The sequence below is a fragment of the Halanaerobium saccharolyticum genome, assembly GCF_003259895.1.
Classification (GTDB): Bacteria; Bacillota; Halanaerobiia; order Halanaerobiales; family Halanaerobiaceae; genus Halanaerobium; species Halanaerobium saccharolyticum_A.
In genome coordinates, this window is the sequence record NZ_QLME01000009.1 from 73730 (window position 1) to 98394 (window position 24665).

The following is a 24665-nucleotide window of genomic DNA, read 5'->3' on the forward strand; positions in this document are numbered from 1 at the left end:
GACAGGAGGAGATTATTTTGCAGGCTGCAGTTGTATTAATGAGTAGAGCTCCAATCCCAGGAAAAACTAAAACAAGACTGGAAAGTCATCTAAAAAAAGAAGAATGTGCTGAACTGCATCAGGCTTTTCTAAAGGATATAAATACTAAGTTTTTAAATTTAAAAAAAGTATATTCCCGGCTTGACTTATATCTGAGTTATACTCCAACAGATACTTCTTTTCAGTTTGCAGAAGTAATTGATAAACAATTTGTGAGAATACCACAGCGGGGGAAAAATTTAGGAGAAAAAATGTATTATGCACTCTCTGATGCCTATCAGGAAAGCAATCTGCCTGTGCTTATTACCGGTTCTGATCTGCCGCTTCTGGATCTTGATATTTTTACAGAAGCCCTGGCTGGTTTAAAAGAAAGAGATTTAGTTATTGGTCCTTCTCAGGATGGAGGCTATTATCTGATCGGGATGAAAAAACCGGAAAAATTTCTCTTTGATTTTGAAAACTGGGGAAATTTTTCAGTTTTAGAAAAGACTATCAGAGAGGCCAGCAGGCACAACTTGAAGAGTCATTTTTTGCCTGAGGCATCAGATGTAGATACTTTTAAAGAACTGCTGCAGTTAAGATCGGAACTTAGAGAGAGAGAAGTTGACTCGAATTATCCTCAAAACACCCAGAAAATAATCCAAAAAGTTTTTAACTATTAATTATGGAGGTAGTATTATGTCTTTTCAGGAAGAGTTAGTACAGAAGTTGAAGGATTATATTAGAGATAGAAGTTTTATGAGAGCAACAGGTATTAGCCCTCAGGCTGAATTAGAATTTTTGGCTCAGGGTGAGTATAATATTAATTATCTGATTAAGGATCAGGAAGAAAAATATGTGCTGCGGGTCAATCTGGGCAGCCAGATGAATCTTGATGATCAGATTGGTTATGAGTTCTCTGCCCTGGAAGCACTGGCTCCATCTGGTGTTACTCCAAGACCTTTTTTTCTTGATAATTCTAGAGAAAAAATAGATTATGGGATACTGCTGATGGAATATTTATCTGGCCGGCCTCTCGATTATCAAAAAGATTTAAAAGCTGCTGCCAAAGTACTGGCTAAAATTCATAAATTAGATGTGGGTAGAGCGGACAGGTTAATCAGAGAAGAAAAACCATTAACAGCTATCTGGAATGAATGTTCTTCCCTGCTGGACAAATATTTTGATTCTGAACTGGGAAAGCCGGAAATAAAAACTTTCTTAAAAAAGATGAAAGCAGATCTGGCAGCAAAGCGGGAAAAGGAAGTAGAATTAATGGATATTTTTCCTCTATCTATAGTCAACACCGAGGTCAACTCCAATAATTTTATTATTAATGATAAGTTTAATCTTGCTTATCTGGTTGACTGGGAAAAACCTTTAGTTACCACACCACTGCAGGATCTAAGTCATTTTATGGTGCCGACTACCACTCTCTGGAAGACAAATTTTATTTTTAATCAGGGAGAAGAGGAAGAGTTTTTGCATCACTACCTCAAAGAAAGAGGAAGAGATTCGCAGTATCGCGAAGTAAAAAGTGCTCTCAAACTTTTTAATCAGTTTTCTGCAATGCGTGGTGTTTCCTGGTCGGCGATGGCCTGGGTTGAATATCAGGCTGCTGATCGCGAAATAAAAAACCAGGATACTTTTGAAACAATGGATAGTTATTTACGCTTGGATTTTCTGGAAATGCTTTTCCCAGCTGTTAAGTGATTAGGAGGTTTATATGCTTGCCTTAGAGAAAATTGTGGCCTCTTTGATAATGCCACCGGGTTTATTTATATTATTGTTGCTTTTGCTCACCATTTATTTATTCAAAAAATCAGATTCAGGTCTGATAAAACTGACATCTTTATTTTTACTGCTCTTTTTCTTCCTTCTTTCCACAGCCTTTGGCGTTCAGTTCCTGCTCCATCCCCTCGAGAATTATGCCGAAGAAATTTCAGTTAATGCTTTCGAAAGGCATCCAATTGTTGTGCTTGGAGGCGGTCTCAATTATTACTCAAAAGCAGAAGCAAAACCATCTGTCCACAGTCTGCAGCGGCTGGTAAAAGGATATCAGCTGCACCGAAGATTGAAGACACCTTTGATTTATTCAGGAGGGATTGCACTCGGACAGGACAGAATATCAGAAGCTGATGCGGCTGGCGAATTATTAGAGTCCCTGGGAATGAATTTAGAGTTTTATATCAGTGAAAATCAGGCACAGACTACATTTGAAAATGCTGCTTATTTGAAAAAATGGCTTGAGGAAAACGGAGTAGAGAAAGTTTATCTTGTAACTTCGGCCTATCACATTTTGCGCTCAGCGGCTGTATTCGAGGCTCAAAACATTGATTTTTTAGCCGTCCACTCCGGCTTTATTTCTGACCATCAGTTTAGCTGGCTTGATTATCTGCCAAATAGAGGGGCCCTAACTTCCAATCTTTCTGCTCTCCATGAATGGGTTGGTCTGGCCTGGTATTATCTCCGGGGGCGGATTTGAATTGGGCTGGATATGATCTTTTTATTTGTGTTTCAGGCTCTGTTAATTGAAGCTGATTATTAAGTTGAGTAAATTATTTTAGATTAATTTCTAAACTTTAATGATTTTTTAAACTTTTTCTGATAAACTATAAGTGTAGCTTAGAGAGAGTATTTAAAACAAAAGAGTAGAGAGTATCAAATCTCTTTTTAAGAAAATTTAAGTAAAAAACTACTCTTAAGGAGCTTGATATTTTATGTCTAAAGATATGTTTAAGCAGAGAAAGAAAATTGATCTACACATGCATACAACTGCCTCTGATGGTGCTTCAACCCCGGAGGAACTTGTAGAAAAATGTATAGAATTAGGTTTAGAGACTATTGCCGTAACTGACCACGATAATCTAACCTCAGTTGAAAAAGTACAGCGGCTGGGCCAGGAAAAAGGCCTAAATGTTGTATCTGGTATTGAAATTTCTACTTACAGAGGAGATGCAGAATATCATATATTGGGATATTTTGTTGATCTGGAAAATGATGCATTACTTGGTTTAACAGAAACAATTCTGGATTCCCGGGTCGAAAGGACCCACAAAATGATAGAAAAGTTAACTGAAATGGGTTATCCGCTGGAATTTGAAGATGTCAAGAAATTTGCTACCGGTGTTAGCCTGGGCCGCCCCCATGTGGCCAGAGCTATGATCGAAAAAGGCTATATTGAGGAAATAGGAGATGCCTTTACGGAAGAATTTATTGCCGGTGGTGGGAAAGCCTATGTGGAAAAGAAAAATATACTTCCAGCTGAAGCGATAGAAGTTATTTTAAAAGCAGGTGGAATCCCGGTAATTGCCCATCCCTATATTATTAATCACGGTCAGGCACTTGATAAAGAAGAAATTGCTCGTTTAAAAAGTGTGGGCCTGAGAGGTGTGGAAGTTTATCAGACCAAACATAACGAAAAAATTACAAAGAAATATAAAAAAATAGCAGAGGAACTGGATCTTTTAGTTACAGGTGGATCTGATTATCATGGTGAGAACTCACCCGGAATTTTACCCGGAGATAAAGGTATGACAGAGGCAGAATTTGCGGAGCTGGAAAGTTATGCCCATTCTATGCTATAATATATGTCAGTCAGTAAGAGCAGGCTGATTGAATTTTAAGCTGAAGCCGGAGTAAAATCCGGCTTTTTTAAAGTTAATTTATTAAAATGCTGGAGTTGATAAAACTTTGCTAGTAATTCAATTTAAGATTGTAAATTAAAGTTTTTGATTTAGAATAAGTTTTTCAAAATATAATTTGGATGAATTTAAAACTTAAAAAGGAGTAGTGAGTAAAGAGAATGCATAAGGTAACGATGATTGCTGGAGATGGAATTGGACCTGAAATATCAGATGCTGTAGCAGAAATAATTGCAGCTGCTGGAGTTGAGATTAACTGGGATAAGGTGGAAGCCGGGGCTGGAGTGATGGAGAAATATGGAACTCCCCTGCCGGAAGAGGTTTTTAAGTCAATCAGGAAAAATAGGGTGGCTTTAAAAGGACCGATCACAACCCCGGTAGGCAGTGGATTTAGAAGTGTTAATGTTGCTATCCGCAAAGAATTAAATTTATATGCTAATGTCCGTCCGCTTAAGGTTCATGCGAAACAATTTGCTAAAGATGAAAATATTGATATGGTTGTTTTTAGAGAAAATACTGAGGGGCTTTATGTGGGAATTGAACACTATGTTGGTGATCAGGCAGCAGAAAGTATTAAGATTATCACTCGGAAGGCTTCCCGCAAGATCACCGAAAGAGCTTTTGAATATGCAGTCCGGGAAGGGCGCAAAAAAGTAACAGCTGTCCATAAAGCAAATATTTTAAAATTCAGTGACGGCCTCTTTTTAGAAGAAGCTCGCAAGGTCGCTGCAAAATATAAAGAGACCCATCCTGAAATAGAATTTGATGATAAAATTGTTGATAATATGTGTATGCAGATGGTGCAGTATCCGGAACAGTACGATGTTTTGGTGATGCCCAATTTATACGGAGATATTGTTTCTGACCTGGGTGCAGGATTAATTGGTGGTCTAGGCCTGGCTCCGGGAATGAATCTTGGTGATGATCTGGCAGTATTTGAAGCAGTTCACGGAAGTGCACCTGACATTGCCGGTCAGAACAAAGCCAATCCAGTGGCTCTGCTTTTCTCAGCAGTTTTAATGCTTAAACATTTGGGAGAAACTAAGGCAGCAGATAGAATTGAAACTGCAGTTTCTACAGTTCTAAATCAGGGAGAGGTTTTAACTGGAGATTTAGGAGGTACTGCTTCCACTGATCAGATTACTGCAGCAATTATTTCTGAACTATAATTAAGATAAGAGAGGAGAGATTAAGTAATGGAAGCTAAATTGAAAACTTTATTGGATTATTTAAAAGAATATAAAAAGAAGGCAGTAGAGAGAAAAAATGCTTATGGACTTGATCCCAGACCCCTGGAGGCGGAAGAGGTAGAAGCCCTTTTTGCCGGTTTAAAAGTTGAGGGTTTAGAAAATAAGACTTTTGCAATATTTGAGGAAGAGAGACTGGATCAGCTGGTTTTAAGATTAATTGCGGAAGAAGTAAAAAGGGGTACATTTCCCGCCTCTCATGCTAAGGCTGAAGGTCTGGTTGAGATTATTAAGGAAGCAAAAATTAGAGAAGAAGAAAATCCTTATTTGAGATCCGGGGATGCATTAGAGCTGCTGGCAGATATGAAGGGCGGGGCAGCTACCTCACGTTTAATTGATTTATTTGCTAAAGAAATCTATCGGGATCAGATTACCGAGATTTTAAAAGAAACTGTACTGGTCACAAAGGCAGACTTTGAAAAGTTAAAGGAGCTGGCAGCAGAAAATTCTTATTTCAAAAAGAAGATTGATGAGCTGATGCTGAGCTGGGCTTACAGAGATTTTGCTGAAAACTGGAAGCTGGAGGATCAATATCAGGGTCTATCTTTAAGAGTTGGTGACAATATTACAACCGGACATTTAAGTCCTTCTAAAAATGCCAACAGCAGAACTGACCAGCCCCGCCATGCACAATTTGTAATGGATGGTCGTGATGATGAAGAAGATCTCTGGGGTAGATTAGAACAGCTCAAAGACCAGAAAGCTGAGGCTGAGACCATTTTCTTTACCGCTGGTAAGGCTCTGGGAGAAGGTTCATCTCGTAAGTCTGCAACCTATACCATGCAGCAGCTCCTGGGTCAGCCTGTAGCCGGTGAACCAGAAAAGAAAAAAGGTGGAGTAGTAGTTGCCAAAAGTTTTGCCCCTATTTTTAAGGAATCATTAGTTGCCTCAGGAATTCTACCTTTAGAGGCAGATACAACAGAGATTGAAGAGGGCGATAGCCTCAAAGTTGATCTGAAGTCTAAAAAGCTTTTAGTTAATGATCAGCTTGAACTTAAGATTGAATTACCAATTGATTATAAGTTGAAAAAAATTGCAGCAGGTGGGATGACCTATTTTGATGCCGGTAATCAACTGCAGGCAATGGCTTTAGACTATTGTCAAGAAAATGGAATTGAAACTGGAGAGGTTAAAACTCCAGCTGAGCAGAATGTTATTAAGGAAGATTCCAGACCTCCACAGACTCTGGCTCAGAAAATTGTAGCTCATAATCGTCTTGATGGTAAGGATACAATTTTGCCGGGAGAGACTGCTCAGGTCAAAATGAGAGGTGCTTTTTCTCAGGATACAACTGGGCCAATGACCATGGATGAATATCAGTCCATGGCAGGAGAAGATTTTGGAGCTGAATTTGTAGTTCAGTCTTTATGTCATACGGGTGAGTGTCCTTCCAGTGCAGAAAGAGATACCCATAAATTTTTGCATGATTTTGTTACCGAGCGCGGGGGTGTCTGTCTGCAGACAGGAGAAGGAATTATTCATACTATAGGTAACCGCTTTGTTCTGCCAACTGATGTAATTGTTGGTGGGGATTCTCATACCAGAACACCAAGAGGGATTTCTTTTCCAGCAGCTTCAGATATTGTAGCCGGAGTAATGAAATATGGTAAACAGGATTTAACTATGGACGAATCGGTCAAAGTTAAATTTACCGGTCAGCCGCCCGAAGGTATTACGGCCCGTGATTTAGTATCTGCTCTGGTTGTTTATGCAGATAAAACTGTTGGTAAAGATATTTATAATGGTAGAATTATTGAGATGGAAGGTGTAGATTTCTTAACTTCTGATGAACGTTATATTTTAACAAATGCTGTAGCAGAAAGAAGTGCTTCTGCAGGAGTTGTACCTTCTGACGAGACTACTGTAGAAACTATAAAGGAAAATCTGGAATATTTAAAATCTCGTCCTGATGCAGATTCTTCTCCCTCAGTTAAAAATACTATTCAGGCTGTTGAGGAGTATCTGGAGGATCCTGTCTTATTTACAGCTGATGAAGATGCAGAATATGCAGCTGAAATTATAATTCCGCTGGAGGAACTTTCCGAACCTCTGGTTGCCAAACCACATCATCCGGATAATGTAGCTCCTTTAAGTGAAGTTGAGGGAGAGCAAATTGATGAGGTTTATATTGGCAGCTGTGTTGGAGGAGACCTCAAAAGTATTCAGGAAGCAGCAGCAGTAATTTCCGGCCATCAGATTCCACAGGATTTGAATGTGGTAGTTGGACCTGCCTCCCGTGATATTTACGAAGAATTGATTGTAGATGGAACTATGGAAAGACTTACTAGAGCTGGTGCAACAGTGATTATGCCAGGCTGTGGTTTATGTATGGGAAATAAGCGCCGCATCGGTTCAGGTGCCACTGCCTTTACCACCACCACCCGTAATTATCAGTCGCGGATTGGACCATCAGATTCTCGTACCTATCTTGGCAGTGCCCAGGTAGCAGGCTGTGTGGCAGTTTTAGGGCATATCCCGAGTCCTGAGGAGTATTTTAAGTTATATAAATAAACGTGCAGGCACCGTTTACAGGACCAATTATTCCCAATTTATTAAGAGTGAATTTAATTAGCAGCAGCCTGATTATTTGGGGCTGCTGTTTTACTTAAGAAATATTTTAGATAATTATAGGCCTGTGATATAATTAATGTAACTTGAAGTTAAAAATGAGGTGTATTTAATGAAAAAATTTAACAGTACGGGTGTCTGTATTCCAGAAAAACATTATATGGCTGATGTAAGGAAAAAGATTGATAAAATAAAAAAGATGGTGGAAGCAGGAAAGTACTTTACTATTAATAAACCTCGCCAATTTGGAAAGACAACAATTTTTCATTTATTAAAAAAAGAGCTTGATCAATCAAATTATCTTGTTTTAAAATTAAGTTTTGAAATAATGAGTACCGAAGTATTCAAGTCCGAAAAAGTTTTTGTAGAAAATTTTTTAAAGGCTATTAAAAGAATTATACGGTTTTCTAATAGTCAAAATAAAAAACTTTTGCTTGAGTTGATTGAAAGAAATAAAAAAGAATTAAATAATTTAACAGATTTAAATTATTTTTTAACAGATTTTATAGAGATTTCAGAAGAAGAAGTTGTATTAATGATAGATGAAGTCGATAAAAGCAGTAATAATCAGCTTTTTTTAGATTTTTTAGGTTTACTGCGCAGCAAATATTTATTACAGGCTGAAGGACAGGATTTCAGTTTTAAAAGTGTGATATTAGCAGGTGTTCATGATGTTAAAAATTTAAAGCTCAAATTAAGAGCTGATGAAGAGCATAAATATAATAGTCCCTGGAATATTGCCAGTGAATTTAGTGTTGATTTTGAGCTGGAAGTAGCAGAAATTGCTTCAATGCTAAAGGATTATTCAGGAGAAAGAAATATTAACCTTGATTTAGAATATTTTTCGGAAAAAATTCATTATTATACTTCAGGTCATCCATTTTTGGTTAGTAAACTTGCCGAAATAATTGATAGTGAAATACTTGCAGCAAATGAAGAAAGCTGGCATAAAGATTATCTTGAACAGGCAGTGAAATTGATTTTACAGAAGAACCTGCCTAATTTTGATACCTTAATTAAAAATATAGAGAATAATAATGATTTAGAGAAGCTCTGTACTGACTTAATTGTTGATGGTAGAAAAATAAGTTATAATCAGGATAATCCAACAATAGAAAAAGGTGAATTATATGGTATATTTAAAAAAGAAAATGGAAGATTAAGTGTCCATAATAAAATTTATGAACAAAGAATATATAACTATTTAATCTCAAAAATAGAAAATGAACTAAAAACTGATGCATTTGATTTCAGATATAATTTTATAGATGAAGGTAATTTAAATTTAAAAGCTGTATTAGAACGTTTTCAAACTTTCATCAAAGAACAGTACAGCTGCAGGGATAGAGAATTTTTAGAGAGAAATGGTCGTCTTATCTTTCTTGCTTTCTTAAAACCAATTATTAATGGTAAAGGATTTGATTTCAAAGAAGTTCAGATTTCTCAAGAAAAGCGGTTAGATGTTGTTGTGACCTATCTGGATCAGAAATATATTTTGGAATTAAAGATCTGGAGAGGGGAAGAATATCATAAGCAGGGATTAAAACAGCTTGCTGACTATCTAGAGAGTCAGGGAATGGAAGAAGGATATCTTTTGAGTTTTAACTTTAATCAAAATAAAGAATATAAAAACAGAGAACTGACGGTCGATGATAAGAAAATTTATGCTTACTGGGTTTAATTATTACTATAATTTTTAGTCTGAATATCTATTAATTTGTAACTTGCTTTCTGAAATTAACCTTGTAATTTTAACCAAAGTTCTATATAATTATATATCGCTGCACCAGAAATATTAGCTGTCTGCTGATTATCAATTTTAATTAGCAGGCGGCTTTCTTTTGTTTTAAATTATAGAATTCTGACAATTGAAGGAGCATAAAATGAGCCATTTATTAAATGATCTAAATCCAAAACAGAAAATTGCTGCTCAGACTTTAAAAGGGGCAGTTTTAGTTCTTGCTGGGGCCGGAAGTGGAAAGACTAGAACTTTAACCTATAGAACAGCGAATCTGATTAATAATGGTGTCAGTCCTAATGATATACTGACAGTAACTTTTACCAATAGAGCGGCTGATGATATGAAAGCTAAAATAAGCAAATTAATTGGATCAGAGATTATTGATGAGATGAACCTGGGTACTTTTCACAGTATCTGTCTTAAAATATTGCGAGAAAATTTAAAGAAGGTTAACCGATCAGAAGGTTGTTTGATTTATGATACTAAAGACTCGATTGCTATCGTGGAAGATATAATATTTGATTTTGGTCTGGAGGAGACAGAATATGACCCCAAAATGGTTTTTAATATTGTCTCAAAGGCCAAAATGGAACTGGTTCTGCCAGCTGCTCTGGTAGAAGAGTATGCTCAGCCTGATAATCAGGGCTCTGAACATTTTTATCAAATTGTGAGCACAATTTATAAAGAATATGAGCGGGTGCTGGCAAATAATAACTGTTTTGATTTTAATGATCTGATCAAAAAGACAATAGAACTCCTGGAATCGGATCAGGAAATTTTAAATAAATATCAAAATCAATTTAAGTATATTCAGGTTGATGAGTATCAGGATGTAAACCACTCTCAGTACCATTTGATTTCTCTGCTGGCCAGACCGCAGAATAATATATTTGTGGTTGGTGATGACTGGCAGGGGATTTATGGTTTCCGGGGAGCTGATATCAGCAATATTCTGGAATTTGAACATGACTATCCTGAGGCTGAGGTGATTAAACTTGAGCGAAATTACCGCAGTTCAAATAATATTATTTCTGCATCAAATCAGCTGATTAATAATAACAGTCAAAATAAGGTTAAAGAGGCCTGGACTGAAGCAGATGATGGGGCTCCAATCTTTGTGGCCCGGGCAGAAAGTCCTCTGCTGGAAGCAAAATATGTCTGTAAACGGATCAATAATTTAGTTGATTTTTATAATTATAAGCTGAGTGATATTGCAATTTTATGCCGGAGCCATTTTCAATCAATGCAGCTGCAGAATCAGCTGCCAAAATTTAAAATCCCTCACCAGCTGGTAGGAGGAGTAAGTTTTTTTGATCGGCAGGAAATCCGCTATTTCGTTAATTATCTCAAACTACTGGTAAATCCCAATGACAGGCTGGCCTTAAAACGGTTGTTTAGAATTGAGGTTCATGGGGTTGGAGAAATCCTGCTGAGTGAAATCACTAAATATGCTCGCGAAAATAAGATGAAAATTACTGATGTTTTTGAAAGCCCAACTGTGGTTAAAGGGATTGGCAACAACAAGGCGGCCAATATTATTGAATTTCAGCGGCGGGTAATTGACAGCATTTTTGATCTGAGAGAAGAAAAGCTGCCAATGCATAAGAAGGCAATGGAGCTTTATGAACGGGTTGATTTTGATCAGAATGTGCTGGCAGAACTTGATGATCCTGAGGGAAGAAAAAAATATATGAATATGTTTTTAGAAGATATGGCCGACTTTCAGAAAAATAACCCCGGGCGTGGACTTTATGATTATCTGTTAATTAATAAACTGATTGCAGATAAGGATATTACTGAAGATACTCAGGAAAAGGTAAAGGTGATGACAGCTCATTCGGCTAAAGGACTGGAGTTCCCGGTAGTTTTTATTATCGGAGCCGAGGAAGAGGTTTTTCCACATCTTAAAAGTCTGGAAGAAAAAGCAGCAGGGTTGAACCCCTATGCAGTTGAAGAAGAACGGCGTTTATTTTATGTGGCAATGACCCGGGCAGAAAAATTACTATTTATTTCCTTTGCCAACCGCAAGGTTTCTGGAGATCAGGGCCAGTATAAACAGATTGTCCCTTCCAGGTTTTTATATGAACTGCCGGAACAGCGGCTTGATTTTACCAGTGTGGAATCTAAAAAGGGTGGATCCGGGATTCAGATGCGAAAAAATGTAGAAGTTATTTGATATAGTACCGGGTACTTGGGAAAATTTTCCAAGTACCCGGTACTAAAAATCAAAAAAATCCTTGACAGAACTAAAATTGAGTGATAAACTTTTATATAACTTAAAAAGAAAATAAAAATCATCAAGAGCGGTGGAGGGACTGGCCCTTTGATACCCGGCAACCTACTTAAAATCTTTAGTAAGGTGCTAATTCCAGCATTTCCAGAAGGGAATGATAGATGAGAGGCAATTAAATCCTCTCAGGGGGATTTTTTTCATTTCTAACTGCTCTTGATATTTGGAGCAGTTTTACTATTTTTTAGAGGGTGATGAGTATTGATTAAAATTGAAAATTTAACTAAACATTATTATGCAGTCCAGGGGAGAGTTGAAGCAATCAATGGACTCAACCTGGAAGTTGATGATGGTGAGATATTTGGCATGATTGGCCCCAGTGGAGCCGGAAAAAGCACCCTGATTCGAATGCTTAATTTACTGGAAGAACCAACTTCAGGGACTATAAATATTAATGGAACAGATTTAACAGAACTCAGTTCTCAGAATTTAAGAGGTGCCAGACAGAAAATAGGTATGATTTTTCAGCATTTTAACCTTTTAACTTCCCGCACTGTTCTGGGTAATGTGGCTTTTCCTCTGGAAATTGCAGGAGTAGCCAAAAAGAAAAGAAGAAAAAAGGCAAAAGAATTAATAGAACTTGTGGGCTTGTCAGATCGCGCAGATCATTATCCAGCTCAGCTTTCCGGAGGTCAGAAGCAGAGAGTTGGTATTGCCAGGGCTCTGGCAAACGATCCGGACCTGCTTTTATCGGATGAGGCAACTTCTTCTCTGGATCCGGAAAGTACAAAATCTGTACTTGAACTTTTAGGGAAAATTAGAGATGAGATGAATCTGACAATTATTCTAATTACTCATGAGATGGGAGTAATAAAAGATATCTGTGATCGAGTTGCTGTTTTAGAAGCCGGCCAGATAATTGAAGAAGGTTCAATAATTGATATTTTTTCTAAGCCGCAAAAGCCTTTGACCAAAAAGTTTATCAGTTCAGTTATTGATTTTGACCTACCAGAGCGGATAATTAAATATGTTAAAACTGAAAGACCGGGAGAACTAATCAGGATTTCTTTTGTTGGCGAAAAGACCCATGATCCCTATATTTCTGATCTGGTAAAACATTATTCAGTTGATGCAAACATTTTATATGGAAATATTGATGAGATTCAGGGAGTACCCTTTGGCACTCTGGTTTTAGATCTGGAAGGACAGTTAACTAATATTGAGGAAAGTATTGCCTATCTAAAAAGCCAGGGTTTGAGAGTTGAGGTGTTAGACAATGTTTAATTTAATTACAGATTTAGCCCGCTACAATGATTTAATGATCAGCGGTTCCTTAGAAACTTTATATATGGTAGCAATGTCATTATTTTTTGCGATTGTGGGAGGGATTCCACTCGGAGTTTTAACTACTATTACTCGACCAGGTCATATACTGCCTAATAAGCCATTAAATTTTATTCTGGATGGAATAATTAATATTGGGCGCTCGATTCCCTTTATTATTTTAATGGTTGCTGTTATTCCGTTTACCAGAATGATCGTTGGTACTTCTATTGGAACTAACGCTGCGGTTGTACCGCTTTCCCTGGCAGCTATTCCTTTTATGGGGCGGGTTACAGATAATGCAATTCTGGAAATTGACCAGGGAGTTGTGGAATCAGCTCAGTCAATGGGAGCCAGTCCTTTACAGATTGTGTTTAAAGTCTTATTACCAGAATCACTGCCGGCAATTATTCTTGGTTTAACTCTGACTTCTATTAGTTTAGTCAGTTATTCAGCGATGGCAGGAGCAGTTGGTGGTGGTGGTCTCGGCGATATTGCAATCCGTTATGGATATCAGCGTTTTCAGCTGGCTGTTATGCTGGAGACTATAGTTATCCTGGTCATTATGGTCCAGCTGATTCAGTTTGCCGGTAATCAGATAGCTTCATTTTTTGATCACAGAGCTTAAGTAGTTAAATAATTACTATTTTCAAGTTATGATTTAATATATTATTGAGTAGGATTAAGGGATTATTTCTGGCAAAAATATACAGAGTCAGAATTAATTTAATAAATTTATAACAAGCAGAAGAGGAGAGATAATTATGTTAAAGAAAACAATTTTAATTTTAGCGATTTTAACTTTCGTATTTGCTGGTGCTGTTCAGGCTGATAATCATGTACTTAGTGTTGGTGCAACTCCTGTACCTCACTCTGAAATTTTAGATTTTATTAGAGATGATCTGGCAGAAGCAGGGATTGAATTAGAAATAGTTGAGTTTACAGATTATGTAACTCCTAATATTTCTCTGGATGACGGCAGTATTGATGCCAACTTTTTTCAGCATGTGCCTTATTTAGAGCAGTTTAATGCGGATCGCGGTCTGGATTTAGTTTCTGCAATTAAAGTTCATGTAGAACCAATCGGCTTATATTCTGATAAATATACAAGTCTAGAAGAAATTCCAGAAGGAGCCTCGATTGCTATTCCAAATGATCCGTCTAATGAAGGTCGAGCTTTGATTTTACTGCACAATAATGATGTGATCACTTTAGATGATCCAACAAACTTAAGTGCAACTCCAATTGATATCGCAGAAAATCCTAAAAATTTAAAATTTGAAGAACTGGAAGCTGCTCAATTACCAAGAGTTTTACCAGATGTTGCCGGGGCAGTTATCAATACCAATTATGCACTGGAAGCAGATTTAAATCCTCTGGATGATGCACTGATTATGGAAGGCAGTGACTCACCTTATGTTAATATTGTTGCTGTGAGAAGTGGAGATCAGGACAGCGAAAAAATCCAGACTTTAAAAGAAATTATTCAGTCTGAGAAAGTTAAAGAATTTATACTGGAAGAATACGAAGGTGCTGTAGTACCAGCATTTTAATTTAAATTTATAATCTTAATTTTAATATTGATTAAGCAGGGGGAGCAGTTATTATAACTGTTCCTTTTTTGTTATTCATTTAAAAATGGTGTATAATAATTAATAGAAAGCAGAAAAAATGAGGTGGAAATTATGAGTAAAAGCCTGGCAGCTGTTGTAAATATAATTCGTCTTATGAAAGACTCGGATGTTAAGATAAGCAAAAAGGCACTATTTTTAGTACCTGTTGCCTACCTTATTTTTCCTTTTGACCTGGTGGGAGATTTTTTTCCAATTCTGGGTCAAATTGATGATATTGCAGTCTTTGTAGTAATGTGGCCTGTTTTAAAAAATATTTTAAGAAAGTATCAGTCTGGTGATCCAGAGGTTGAAAAAGAAAAAAAGGATCCGGACGCTATAGATATTAATGACTATACAGTTGAATAATGAATAGCTAACTCTACAGCCCAAAATAAGGTTGTAGAGTTTTTTTATTTGCTAGAGAATATCGCAGCTAAAGAAATATTAATTAACTGAGATAGTCGTAGCTGCACACCAGAAATATTGTTTTGAAATAAATTCTTTTAAACACCTTGACAAAATAAATTAATAGGATTACAATAACAGTGTACCAGTTAACTAGTGCACTAATAAATAAGAGAGGAGGAAGCAGATGGATATTGATTTCAATGCCGCCTATCCGATCTACGAACAGGTAATTGACGAAATAAAGAAAGAAATAGTAAGAGGAGAATTAAATTCAGGTGATAAACTTCCATCACAGCGAAAATTGGCCCGGAAAATTGAGGTTAACCCCAATACAGTTCAGAGAGCATATAGAGAGATGGAACAACGGGGTCTTGTAGAAACTAAAAGAGGTAGAGGCACATTTATAAAGGATGATGATCAGGTAATGGTAGAAATAAAAAAAGAGATGGCTGAAACAGCAGTTTTAAATTTTATAGAAGAAATGATTTCCCTTGGATTTGAAAAAGAAAATATATTGAAAAAAGTTGAGTCTAATCTTAAGAGGAGGGAAGATAATGAATGAAAATATAATTGAGGTCAGCAATTTAAAGAAGAAATTTCCCGGAGTTCAGGCTCTTAAGGGTATAAATCTAAATATACCTGAAGGAATGATAACCGGAATTGTAGGACCCAATGGAAGTGGTAAGTCAACCCTGTTAAAAATTATTAGTGGATTGATCATCAAAGATGAAGGACAGGTAAATATTAATCGAAAAAATAAGCAGAGACATTTAATGCAGGATATTGCTTTTTTGCCGGAAATTAACCATCTTTACCGCTGGATGAGAATTTCGGAAATGGTAAAATTTCATGAAGATCAGTTTTCAGATTTTTCCACTAAAAAAGCAGAAGAATTGCTGGATTTTATGAATCTAAAACTTGAACAAAAAATAGATAATCTCTCCAAAGGTATGGTGGCCAGACTTAAATTGATCCTGGTTTTAAGCCGTTCGACAAAAATTTTAATTCTGGATGAGCCACTGGCAGGTATTGATCCTGCTTCGCGTGAGAGAATTTTAGAAAGTTTAATTGGCGAATTTGATTCAGCCAATCAGAGTATAATCCTGGCTACTCATGAGATAATAGAAGCAGAAAGATTTTTAGACCATGTAATTTTTATGGAAGCAGGAGAGATTTTACTAGATGGTAATGCTGATGATTTAAGAGCGGAAAAAGGAAAATCGATTAGAGAATTAATCGGGGAGGTATTTGAATGAGAAGTTTAATATCATTAATCAAAAATGAATTTAAGCAGTTAAATATTTTAATTATAGTTTCGACATTGATTATTGCAGTCTGGGAATGGTTTTTGATTACAAGAACAGAGCACTGGCCTCCAGGCTTAAGCTTTGGGCTGGGATTTATTCCATTGTTTTTCCTGCCGCTGATTATGATTTTTCTGGCCTATAATTCATACCGCAGTGAATGGGGTAATAATACCATTTATTTATTAAAAATTCTGCCCCGTAAAGGTTACGAAATAAATCTGGCAAAATTCATACCAGCATTTAGCTATTATCTATTTTTAAGCCTGCTTTTAATTGCAGCTAATCTATATTTTAATCAGGAACTAATTGCTCGAATTTTAACTGAAATACCAGATATGACGGGGAGGCAGTTTTCCAGACAGTTTTTTATATTAAGTTATTCAGCTTATTTAATTACAGGAATTCAGTTGTATTTAATTACTCAGTTTTCGTATATCATTGCTTCCTTTTATAATCGTTTCCGACTTCTGATTAGTATTATAGTCTTTATTTTGAGTCATTATTTAATTCTGCGAGTTGGAGGCTTTTTCAATTATTTATTTAACTGGCTTCCAGATTTTCCGGTTACTGTTTTTATGGAAAGTCCAGCCGGAGTCACAGAATCTACAATTTATATTGGTTCAGCTCCCTTTGTTGTGATTATGCTGATCATGACCGGCTTGTTCTTTTTAAATTCCCGTTTAATTGCTTCTGATGTCGATGTATAAAAGGAGGATAAAATGAGTAGAAAAAAATTGATTACCTATCTATTAATTATTTTAACTTTAGTGATGATTATAGATGTTAGATATGTTCGATCGGATAATAATTTATTTGAAGGCCTGATAACAGAATCAATTCAGGAAATGATAGAAGATGAAAATAATTTCTTTCAATTTAATTATAGTCAGGAAAGTATCAAGTCTCAAAAAGATGGAGATTTAAGGCTGGGAGCAGATTTTTTAAGAGAAAACGAAAAAATCAACAGCTTTAACCTCGAAAATGAGTTTGGCATTATTCAGCTTCAGGGAAGTCAGAATCAGGAAATAAATATCGATTACACTCTTAAAGTTCATGCAGAAGATCAGGATGCAGCAGAAGAATTTATTCAGGATTTAGAAGTTATCTATAATCTTGAGGGAGATAATTTAGAAATCAGCTTAAATCGAAGCCAGACAGATACTCCTGAACTGATTAAAGTAGTTGAGATTGACTATAGAATTACTATTCCAGAGGATCTTCAGACAGAATTGATTAATAATTACGGTGAACTTCAGGTTCAAAAATTAAAAGCAGAAGTAAATGCATCTAATCGTTATGGCAGTACCCGGGTCAATAATATAGAAAGTCCAGTAATTTTGGAGCTGGCTTATGGTGAATCCAATATTGATAATCTGGGTTCGACTTTAGAATTTGATTCATCCTATGCAGAAAATACCATAAATAATGTAGCAGGTAATTTCAATTTGGAAAGTGCCTATGGTTTTAATAAAATTTCTAATTTAGAGTCTGACTTAGAAATGAACAGCCGCTACGGTGGAGCAGAAATAAGCGCCGCTGCAAATATCGAGATCAACAGCAGATATACTGGCTTTACAATTAGTGATATTGAAGGCAAAATAACAGCTGATTCGGAATATGGCGAATTTCAATTAAGCCAAATTGAGGATCTTGACTTTGAACTGAGATATGCTGATGTTAATATCACTTCACTTCCGGATTATGAGCTTTACAGTTATGATCTGAGAACAGAACACGGGAATATTGAAACAAATTTTGACGATTTAGAAAATCAAGAAGAACTAAATTACCAGGGTCAGCGGGCAAAATACGAAATAATAATAAATTCTGAGTATGGAGATATAAATATTGAATAGATTTCTCTTTTAAATTACTCTAATCAAATTCTAATCGACCGAACGGTTGACAAAAAATAAATTTAGAGTTATAATAACTACTGACCGGTTAGTCGAGAAAATTAAATTTTGTTAGGGAGGTTTTTATGGCCGAAGATACTAGAAGTAAAATACTAAAGTCAGCTGTTAAGCTTTTTTCTAAAAACAACTATCATGCTGTTTCTATGACAGAGATAGCAAATGGTGCAGGTATTAGTAAAGGAACTCTTTACTGGCATTTTGATAGTAAGGAGGAATTATTTAGAGAAATTGCGGTTGGTGGAATTAACCACTTTAATAATCTTTTTGAAGCTATCGCTCAGAAAGATGGCAGCAGTGATGAAAAGATTAGGGAAATAGTTAAATGTGTGTTGGAAACTCTGATCAAACACTTGGGTATAATGGATGTCTTTAAGAATAATGTTGAATTGATTAGCAGGGATTTTAAAGACACACTTGAAGCAAAACACAAAAAAAATAGAGAAATACTGACCCAGATTGTTGAACAGGGTATTGAAGAAGGATTAATAAAAGGTGAGAACCCAACTGATGTTTCGACAATGATTTTATCAGTTTTGTTCACTCCACATACTAAGGAGTTATTAGATGGTGCAGAAAAAGTAGATAAAAAGATTGACTTTATATATGATTTTATAATGAATGGTATTAGTAGAAAGGAGTATCAAGATGAAAAATAAAATGAAAGTTATTACAATAATCCTGGTTGCTTTGATTTTTTTATCCACTCCTGCTGCCATGGCAGCAGAGGATATTAATTTAGAAGAGGCAGTAAAGATTTTAATTGAAGAAAATAGGAATTTAGAAAATGCTCGTAAAGATATTGAGAAAGCAGAAAGTGATATAGAACTGGCTCAAAGATCATATTTTCCGACTTTAGATCTGCAGACTTCCTATACTAAAATGGATGAAGGACAGCAGAGTTTTGACTTTCAAACATTAAGTATGGTTGAAGGTCCTGATGAAAATTACAGCACATCCCTTTCTTTAACTCAACCAATCTGGTTGGGGGGAAAGGTTTCTATGCAGAAAGAAATTGCCAATTATAGTCTGGAGATTGCAAGAACTGAATACGAACAGACTGTAGAAGATCAGCTCTTTTCTCTAATTCAGGCCTATTATGGGGTGTTACAGGCTCAGGGTATGGTCGAAATTAGAGAAGAAGCCTTAGATACTGTAAATGAACATCTAAGAATAGTAAAAAATAATTTAGATGCCGGGATTGCAATTCGAAGGGATTTACTGCAGAGTCAGATAGAACAGAGAAATGCAGAAGAAGAACTGACCGCAGCCAGAAATGATTTAAGAATTGCTCAGAGACGCCTGACTCAGCTTTTAACTACCGATCAAATATATGACCCCAGTGATCCAGAAATTGATTTTGAGCTGGATTTAGAACAACAGCAACTATTTAATACGGCAGTGGAAAATGATCCACAGCTTATGATTTTAGAATTAAATAGAGAAATAATAAAGTTAAATCAGAAACTGGAAGGTCAGTATTATCGTCCCAGTGTTTCTCTCAATGGTTCTTACGACTGGCAGGGAGAGGAATTTATGGATGAGAAAAGCTGGTCAATGACCCTGGGAGTTAATGTTCCCCTTTATGATGGTGGTAAGGGTAATCTTAATGCCGAGAAACAGGAAAAAGAATTAGAAAAAGTAGCTAATAATCGTCAGGATTTATTAGAGAATATAGATATAGAAGTAGAAGACTCAATTTTAACTGTAGAAGAGACTAAAGAAGCAATTGAATTAGAACAGCTTTCTTTAGAAAATGCTGCAGAAAACTTAGAGATTGCTAATAAAAGTTATGAAGCTGGAGTAGCAAGCAATACAGATGTTATTGATGCTCAAACAACCTATAATCAGTCTCAAACTGCTCTTTTACAGGCAGAATATGAATATGAAATAGAATTATTTAGAACTATCTATAAAAGTGGTCGTTTAAAAGAATATTTTGAGGATGTGATAAACAATGAAAAATAGATATAAAGTCATTTGTTTGCTAATTATTTTACTTGCTGTTAGTTCACCGGTACTGGCTCAGGAATCACAAATTGTTGAAACAACCCAATCAGTTACCGATGATATAAGTCTGGATGAATTGATTACAGGTACCTTAACCCCGATTCAGGATGTTAATATTCCTGCCCAAATTGGAGGAATCGCTGATCTGGTAAATATAGAGATTGGGGAACAGGTGAAAAAGGATGCAGAATTAATAAAAATCGATGATGAGACACTTATGATCCAGAAGAGTCAGGCTGAAGCAGCTTTAGATAGTGCTCGTGCTAATTATCAAGAACTAAAAAATGGTGTAACAGAAGAAGAAATGAAGAGAATACAGGCTAATTATGAAAATGCTAAAGCAAGTTTAGAAAGTGCAGAAACAAATTTAGAATTGATGCAGGAACTATATAATGAACGTCGCACACTGGAACAGCAGCTGGTTAATGCAGAACAGCAGCTTAATAGTGCTAAACAGCAGCTTCAGACTTCAAAGCAAAATCTGAATCAGGCTGAAGTTAATTATAACCAGGCAAAAAGAGAGTATGAAAGATCAAAAAAATTATATGAAGATAATGTGATTTCGGAAAGAGAATATGAAAACGCGGAAAATTCTTATGAAAATGCAGAATCATCATATAAAAACGCCCAAATTTCGGTAAAACAGGCTGAAACTTCACTGGCTGCAGCCGAGAAAAATTATCAGCTTACAAAGGCAACTTATAATAATCCTACAGAATTAAAACAGCAGCTGGAAAACGCACGCAGCCAGGTAAATAGTGCTCGTACAAATTTAAAAGTTGCTGAATCAAATTTAGAAGAAGCTAAAACAGGTCCCAGAGAAGAAAGAATAAGAGCCAGTCTGGCCTCAGTTAAACAGGCAGAGGCAAGACTGGACGAAATTAAGAATCAAATTACTAAAACTCAGATTACTGCTCCTTTTTCAGGATTGATAAATCAGGTTAATTTTGATGAAGGCGAAATGATTCCTTCAGGCCAGACGGTTCTTAATTTAATAAATATTGATCAGTTATATGCAGAAATTAAGGTAACTGCAGCTACTGCTTCTGCTGTCAAGAATGGTGATACTGTTGAGGTTAGAGCTGAAACAATGCAGCATTATATTCAGGGAGAAGTAACAAATATTGCTCCTGCTGCAGACGAAGCCAGCAGGACATTTTTGGTTAAGATTAAGGTACCCAATCAGGATCATAGATTAAGGGCCGGGATGTTTGCTGATGTAAGACTGACCAAAGGAAAAGCTGGTTCTGCTGTTGTAATTCCAATCGAAAGTGTTGTTAATCTTAATAGTGATAATCCACATGTCTTTGTTGTGGAAGCTGGAACAGCTGTAAGAAAAGATATAAAAATAGGAATTAGAACTGACAGCAGAGTTGAAATCCTGGAAGGCTTAAATGCAGATCAGGATGTTATAATTAGAGGTCAAAGCAATTTAGAAGCTGGCCAGGAAGTTGAGGTGAGAAATCAATGAAGTTATCCGATTTCTCGATAAAGAGATCAGTAACAACGGCAATGATAATTTTGATGGTGCTTTTGATTGGATCAGTAGCACTTTCCAGATTAAGCCTTGATCTTTTTCCCGATATTACCTTTCCTGGTGCAGCAATAATTACAACGTATGAAGGTGTTGGCTCAGAAGAAATAGAGAATTTAATCACCAAACAGATAGAGAGCTCAGTCGCTACTGTTGAGGGAGTTGAAGGTATTACTTCGACTTCCTCAATGGGTTCGTCAACAGTTGTTGTAGAATTTAACTGGGGTCGAGATATGGATTTTGCTGTTCAGGATTTAAGAGAACAGGTGGATTTAATTAGCAGTATGTCTTTACCTGAAAATGCTGACAGCCCAATGATCTTCAAATTCGATCCTTCCATGATACCGATTATGAATTATGGTGTTTCGGTTCAGGGCTTAGAAATTGATGAATTAAAAGAAGAGGTTGATGATGAATTGATTCCCCGCCTGGAACGAATTTCGGGTGTTGCCCAGGTAAATATGCAGGGAGGGTTGACAAGAGAAATAATTGTCTCTCTTAAGCGAGATAGACTTAATCATTACAATCTTGACTTTGATACAATTACTAATATTGTGCGAGCTGAAAATGTAAATGTTTCCGCAGGTGATGTACTGCAGGGTGATAAAGAGTTTTTAGTTAGAACAGTTGGTAAATTTTCTAATTTAGATGAAATTAGAAACATTAATGTTCCGGTTGGAAATGGCCAGATTAAATTATCTGATGTAGCAGAAGTTAGGGATGGCTTTGCTGATCTAACAACTTTATCCAGAACTAATGGAGAGCGGAGTTTATCACTTTCAATCCAGAAGCAGACTGATGCAAATACCGTTGAAGTAGCGAGTGCTGTTAGAGAAGAAATAGACCAGATACGAAATGATTATCCTAATTATAGTTTTTCAATTGCGATGGATCAGTCTGAATTTATAGAAAATTCTATTGCCAGTGTAAGTCAAAATGCTGTCCTTGGTGGACTTTTAGCTGTAATTATACTTTTCTTATTCTTAAGAAACATCCGCAGTACAATAATTATTGCAACAGCAATGCCAATTTCCATCATTGGTACTTTTATCTTAATGTATTTTGCTGGTGTTAATTTAAATGTTATCTCTCTTGGGGGACTTGCTCTTGGGGTCGGTATGCTGGTCGATAATGGGGTAGTTGTATTAGAAAATATATACCGTTATCGAAGTATGGGAGAAGGCAAAATCGAAGCTGCTCGCGAAGGAGCCTCTGAGGTTGGAATGGCTATTGCTGCCTCCACAGTTACCACTGTAGTGGTCTTTTTGCCGATAGTTTTTGTTGAAGGAATGGCAGGTCAGTTATTTAAAGATCTTGCGCTCACAGTAGCATTTTCGCTAATTGCTTCTTTGATGGTTGCTTTAACCTTAATTCCTATGCTGGCTTCCAAGATTTTAAAAGTAAAGCCAAAAGAATTAGATAAAAACAATAAGGAAGGTAGAATAAAAAGAATTTATAGAGGGGCACTTAGTAGAGCTCTTAAACACCGCTGGGTATTTGTTTTATTATTAGTGATTTTACTGGTTGGAAGTTTTGCGCTGGCACCTCAATTAGGTTTTGAATTTATGCCCAGTACAGATCGGGGAGCATTTTCAGTAAGCTATGAACTCCCGGTGGGGACTGCATTATCTCGTTCCAACGAAGTTTCAACAGAAATTGAATCTGCACTGATGAATATAGAGGAAGTGAAAACAATAATTGCTACAGTCGGTTCTGGCAGTCAGAGGATGTCTACTTCTACCAGCAGTCATCTCGGGAATATAAGTGTAGATCTGGTTGATCTGGCCGAAAGAGATCGCTCAACAGCCGAAGTAATGGAAGAAATTAGGCAGAGTATTAATATACCTGATGTAGACCTCTCCGTGGAAGAACAGCAGGGCATGAGTGGAGGTGGAGCTCCGGTTAATGTAAAACTACTCGGGGACGACTTAGATATATTAGAGAGAGAATCCGCCAAAGCTGTTGCAGCAATAGAAGATATTGAAGGCTTAAGAGAAATAGAAGATAGTTTTTCCGAAGGACAGCCCGAATATCAGATAAAGGTTAACCGCTCTATTGCAAGCCGCTTTGGTTTAAATGTAAGTCAAATTGCAAATACAGTTAGAACAGCTATTAATGGAAGTACTGCAACAAGATATGAAGTTGCAGGGGATGAATATGATATTAGAGTTCGCCTGGAAGAAGATCAAATTGAACAGATGTCTCAGGTGCCAGAACTTAATATTCAAACTGCAGCTGGGCAGATGATACCATTAAGTAGGATAGCAAGTCTGGAAATTACTGAAGGGCCAGTAGAAATTTTACGCAAAGATCAGGAACGTCATTCTGAAATAACTGCTGATATTCACGGTGTAGATCTTGCTACAGTAATGGATCAGATTCAATCTCGTTTATCCGAAGTAGAATTACCGGATGGTTATAGATTTAGTTATGAAGGTGAGTTTGCTGATATGCAGGAATCTTTTAGCAGTCTCGGAATGGCATTTGGACTGGCTATAATTCTAATTTATATGGTTATGGCTTCGCAGTTTGAATCATTAGTCCATCCATTTACAATTATGTTCACTATTCCGCTGGCAGTAATTGGTGTTATTTTTGGAATGTATCTTACAAATTCTATAGTTTCTGTTGCCTCAATATTGGGCTTAATTACTCTGGCCGGAATAGTTGTAAATAATGCGATAGTTATGGTTGACTATATTAATCAGCTTCGCAGAAAAGGTACAGAAAAAATTGAGGCCATTATTACAGCTGGTACAGTTAGATTGCGTCCGATTATGATGACAGCACTAACAACCATTTTAGGTTTACTGCCAATAGCAATGGGTATTGGAGAAGGATCCGAATCAACCCAGCCGATGGGAATTGTAATTGTTAGTGGCTTAACCTTTGCTACTTTCTTAACTCTCTTTGTAATTCCAATTTTCTATTCCTTAGTAACTGATTTAAGAGTAATTATAGTTTCTAAAGTAAAAGGGATTTCAAAAGAAGAGGCATCTAAACTTATTTAATTAATAAGAAGCTGGGAAGTTTTATAAAACTTCCCAGCCTAAAAAAAGTGAGTCAATGCCCAAACAGATTTTTTGAACAGATTTAGATAAGGTGGGAT

At 36.4% G+C, this 24665-nt stretch carries 20 protein-coding genes and 1 riboswitch; all 20 genes read left to right on the forward strand.

Annotated elements, in window-relative coordinates:
• The first annotated feature begins 17 nt into the window (after positions 1 to 17).
• The 20 genes from C7958_RS07810 to C7958_RS07905 all read left to right on the forward strand — a co-directional run bounded on the left by C7958_RS07810 (position 18) and on the right by C7958_RS07905 (position 24567).
• Positions 18 to 701 carry a TIGR04282 family arsenosugar biosynthesis glycosyltransferase gene (locus tag C7958_RS07810; protein ID WP_111572113.1) on the forward strand — a complete coding sequence of 228 codons (684 nt, stop codon included), beginning with the start codon at positions 18 to 20 and terminating at the stop codon, positions 699 to 701.
• A gap of 16 nt (positions 702 to 717) precedes the next feature.
• On the forward strand, positions 718 to 1731 hold the full coding sequence (locus C7958_RS07815; protein WP_111572114.1) for a phosphotransferase family protein: 1014 nt from the start codon (positions 718 to 720) through the stop codon (positions 1729 to 1731).
• A 13-nt stretch (positions 1732 to 1744) separates the two neighbouring features.
• The gene (locus C7958_RS07820; protein WP_111572115.1) at positions 1745 to 2503 is read left to right on the forward strand and encodes a YdcF family protein; all 759 of its coding nucleotides are present in this window, start codon (positions 1745 to 1747) and stop codon (positions 2501 to 2503) included.
• 235 nt (positions 2504 to 2738) lie between these two features.
• Positions 2739 to 3605, forward strand: a complete 867-nt coding sequence (locus tag C7958_RS07825) for a PHP domain-containing protein (protein ID WP_111572116.1) — start codon at positions 2739 to 2741, stop codon at positions 3603 to 3605.
• A gap of 218 nt (positions 3606 to 3823) precedes the next feature.
• Positions 3824 to 4831, forward strand: coding sequence for an isocitrate/isopropylmalate dehydrogenase family protein (locus C7958_RS07830; RefSeq protein ID WP_111572117.1), 1008 nt, complete (start codon positions 3824 to 3826; stop codon positions 4829 to 4831).
• A gap of 27 nt (positions 4832 to 4858) precedes the next feature.
• Positions 4859 to 7420: an aconitase family protein gene (locus tag C7958_RS07835; protein WP_111572118.1), complete on the forward strand. Its 2562-nt coding sequence runs from the start codon at positions 4859 to 4861 to the stop codon at positions 7418 to 7420.
• Between the two features lie 169 nt (positions 7421 to 7589).
• On the forward strand, positions 7590 to 9158 hold the full coding sequence (locus C7958_RS07840) for an AAA-like domain-containing protein (protein ID WP_111572119.1): 1569 nt from the start codon (positions 7590 to 7592) through the stop codon (positions 9156 to 9158).
• Between the two features lie 202 nt (positions 9159 to 9360).
• Positions 9361 to 11394 carry an ATP-dependent helicase gene (locus C7958_RS07845; RefSeq protein WP_111572120.1) on the forward strand — a complete coding sequence of 678 codons (2034 nt, stop codon included), beginning with the start codon at positions 9361 to 9363 and terminating at the stop codon, positions 11392 to 11394.
• Positions 11395 to 11509: 115 nt separating this feature from the next.
• Positions 11510 to 11619: riboswitch (SAM riboswitch) on the forward strand.
• A gap of 90 nt (positions 11620 to 11709) precedes the next feature.
• Complete coding sequence (locus C7958_RS07850; protein ID WP_111572121.1) at positions 11710 to 12732, forward strand: methionine ABC transporter ATP-binding protein; 1023 nt, start codon at positions 11710 to 11712, stop codon at positions 12730 to 12732.
• Complete coding sequence (locus tag C7958_RS07855; RefSeq protein WP_111572122.1) at positions 12725 to 13399, forward strand: methionine ABC transporter permease; 675 nt, start codon at positions 12725 to 12727, stop codon at positions 13397 to 13399. The genes C7958_RS07850 and C7958_RS07855 overlap by 8 nt, the downstream gene beginning before the upstream one ends.
• 136 nt (positions 13400 to 13535) lie before the next feature.
• Entirely contained in the window at positions 13536 to 14324 is a 789-nt protein-coding gene (locus tag C7958_RS07860; RefSeq protein ID WP_111572123.1) for a MetQ/NlpA family ABC transporter substrate-binding protein, read from the forward strand.
• A 132-nt stretch (positions 14325 to 14456) separates the two neighbouring features.
• A complete protein-coding gene (locus tag C7958_RS07865; protein WP_111572124.1) occupies positions 14457 to 14750 on the forward strand; it encodes a YkvA family protein in 294 nt (97 codons plus the stop codon).
• A 226-nt stretch (positions 14751 to 14976) separates the two neighbouring features.
• Positions 14977 to 15354 (forward strand): GntR family transcriptional regulator, encoded by a 378-nt coding sequence (locus C7958_RS07870; RefSeq protein ID WP_208320743.1) that lies wholly within the window; start codon positions 14977 to 14979, stop codon positions 15352 to 15354.
• Positions 15347 to 16048, forward strand: coding sequence for an ABC transporter ATP-binding protein (locus C7958_RS07875; protein ID WP_111572125.1), 702 nt, complete (start codon positions 15347 to 15349; stop codon positions 16046 to 16048). The genes C7958_RS07870 and C7958_RS07875 overlap by 8 nt, the downstream gene beginning before the upstream one ends.
• Positions 16045 to 16806, forward strand: a complete 762-nt coding sequence (locus tag C7958_RS07880; protein WP_111572126.1) for an ABC transporter permease — start codon at positions 16045 to 16047, stop codon at positions 16804 to 16806. The genes C7958_RS07875 and C7958_RS07880 overlap by 4 nt, the downstream gene beginning before the upstream one ends.
• Positions 16807 to 16818: 12 nt before the next feature.
• On the forward strand, positions 16819 to 17955 hold the full coding sequence (locus tag C7958_RS07885; RefSeq protein ID WP_111572127.1) for a DUF4097 family beta strand repeat protein: 1137 nt from the start codon (positions 16819 to 16821) through the stop codon (positions 17953 to 17955).
• Between the two features lie 125 nt (positions 17956 to 18080).
• Entirely contained in the window at positions 18081 to 18671 is a 591-nt protein-coding gene (locus C7958_RS07890; RefSeq protein ID WP_111572128.1) for a TetR/AcrR family transcriptional regulator, read from the forward strand.
• Positions 18661 to 19980, forward strand: coding sequence for a TolC family protein (locus tag C7958_RS07895; protein ID WP_111572129.1), 1320 nt, complete (start codon positions 18661 to 18663; stop codon positions 19978 to 19980). The genes C7958_RS07890 and C7958_RS07895 overlap by 11 nt, the downstream gene beginning before the upstream one ends.
• Positions 19970 to 21493, forward strand: a complete 1524-nt coding sequence (locus C7958_RS07900) for an efflux RND transporter periplasmic adaptor subunit (RefSeq protein WP_111572130.1) — start codon at positions 19970 to 19972, stop codon at positions 21491 to 21493. Before C7958_RS07895 ends, C7958_RS07900 begins: the two co-directional genes overlap by 11 nt.
• Positions 21490 to 24567 (forward strand): efflux RND transporter permease subunit, encoded by a 3078-nt coding sequence (locus C7958_RS07905; protein WP_111572131.1) that lies wholly within the window; start codon positions 21490 to 21492, stop codon positions 24565 to 24567. Before C7958_RS07900 ends, C7958_RS07905 begins: the two co-directional genes overlap by 4 nt.
• Positions 24568 to 24665: the final 98 nt, after the last annotated feature.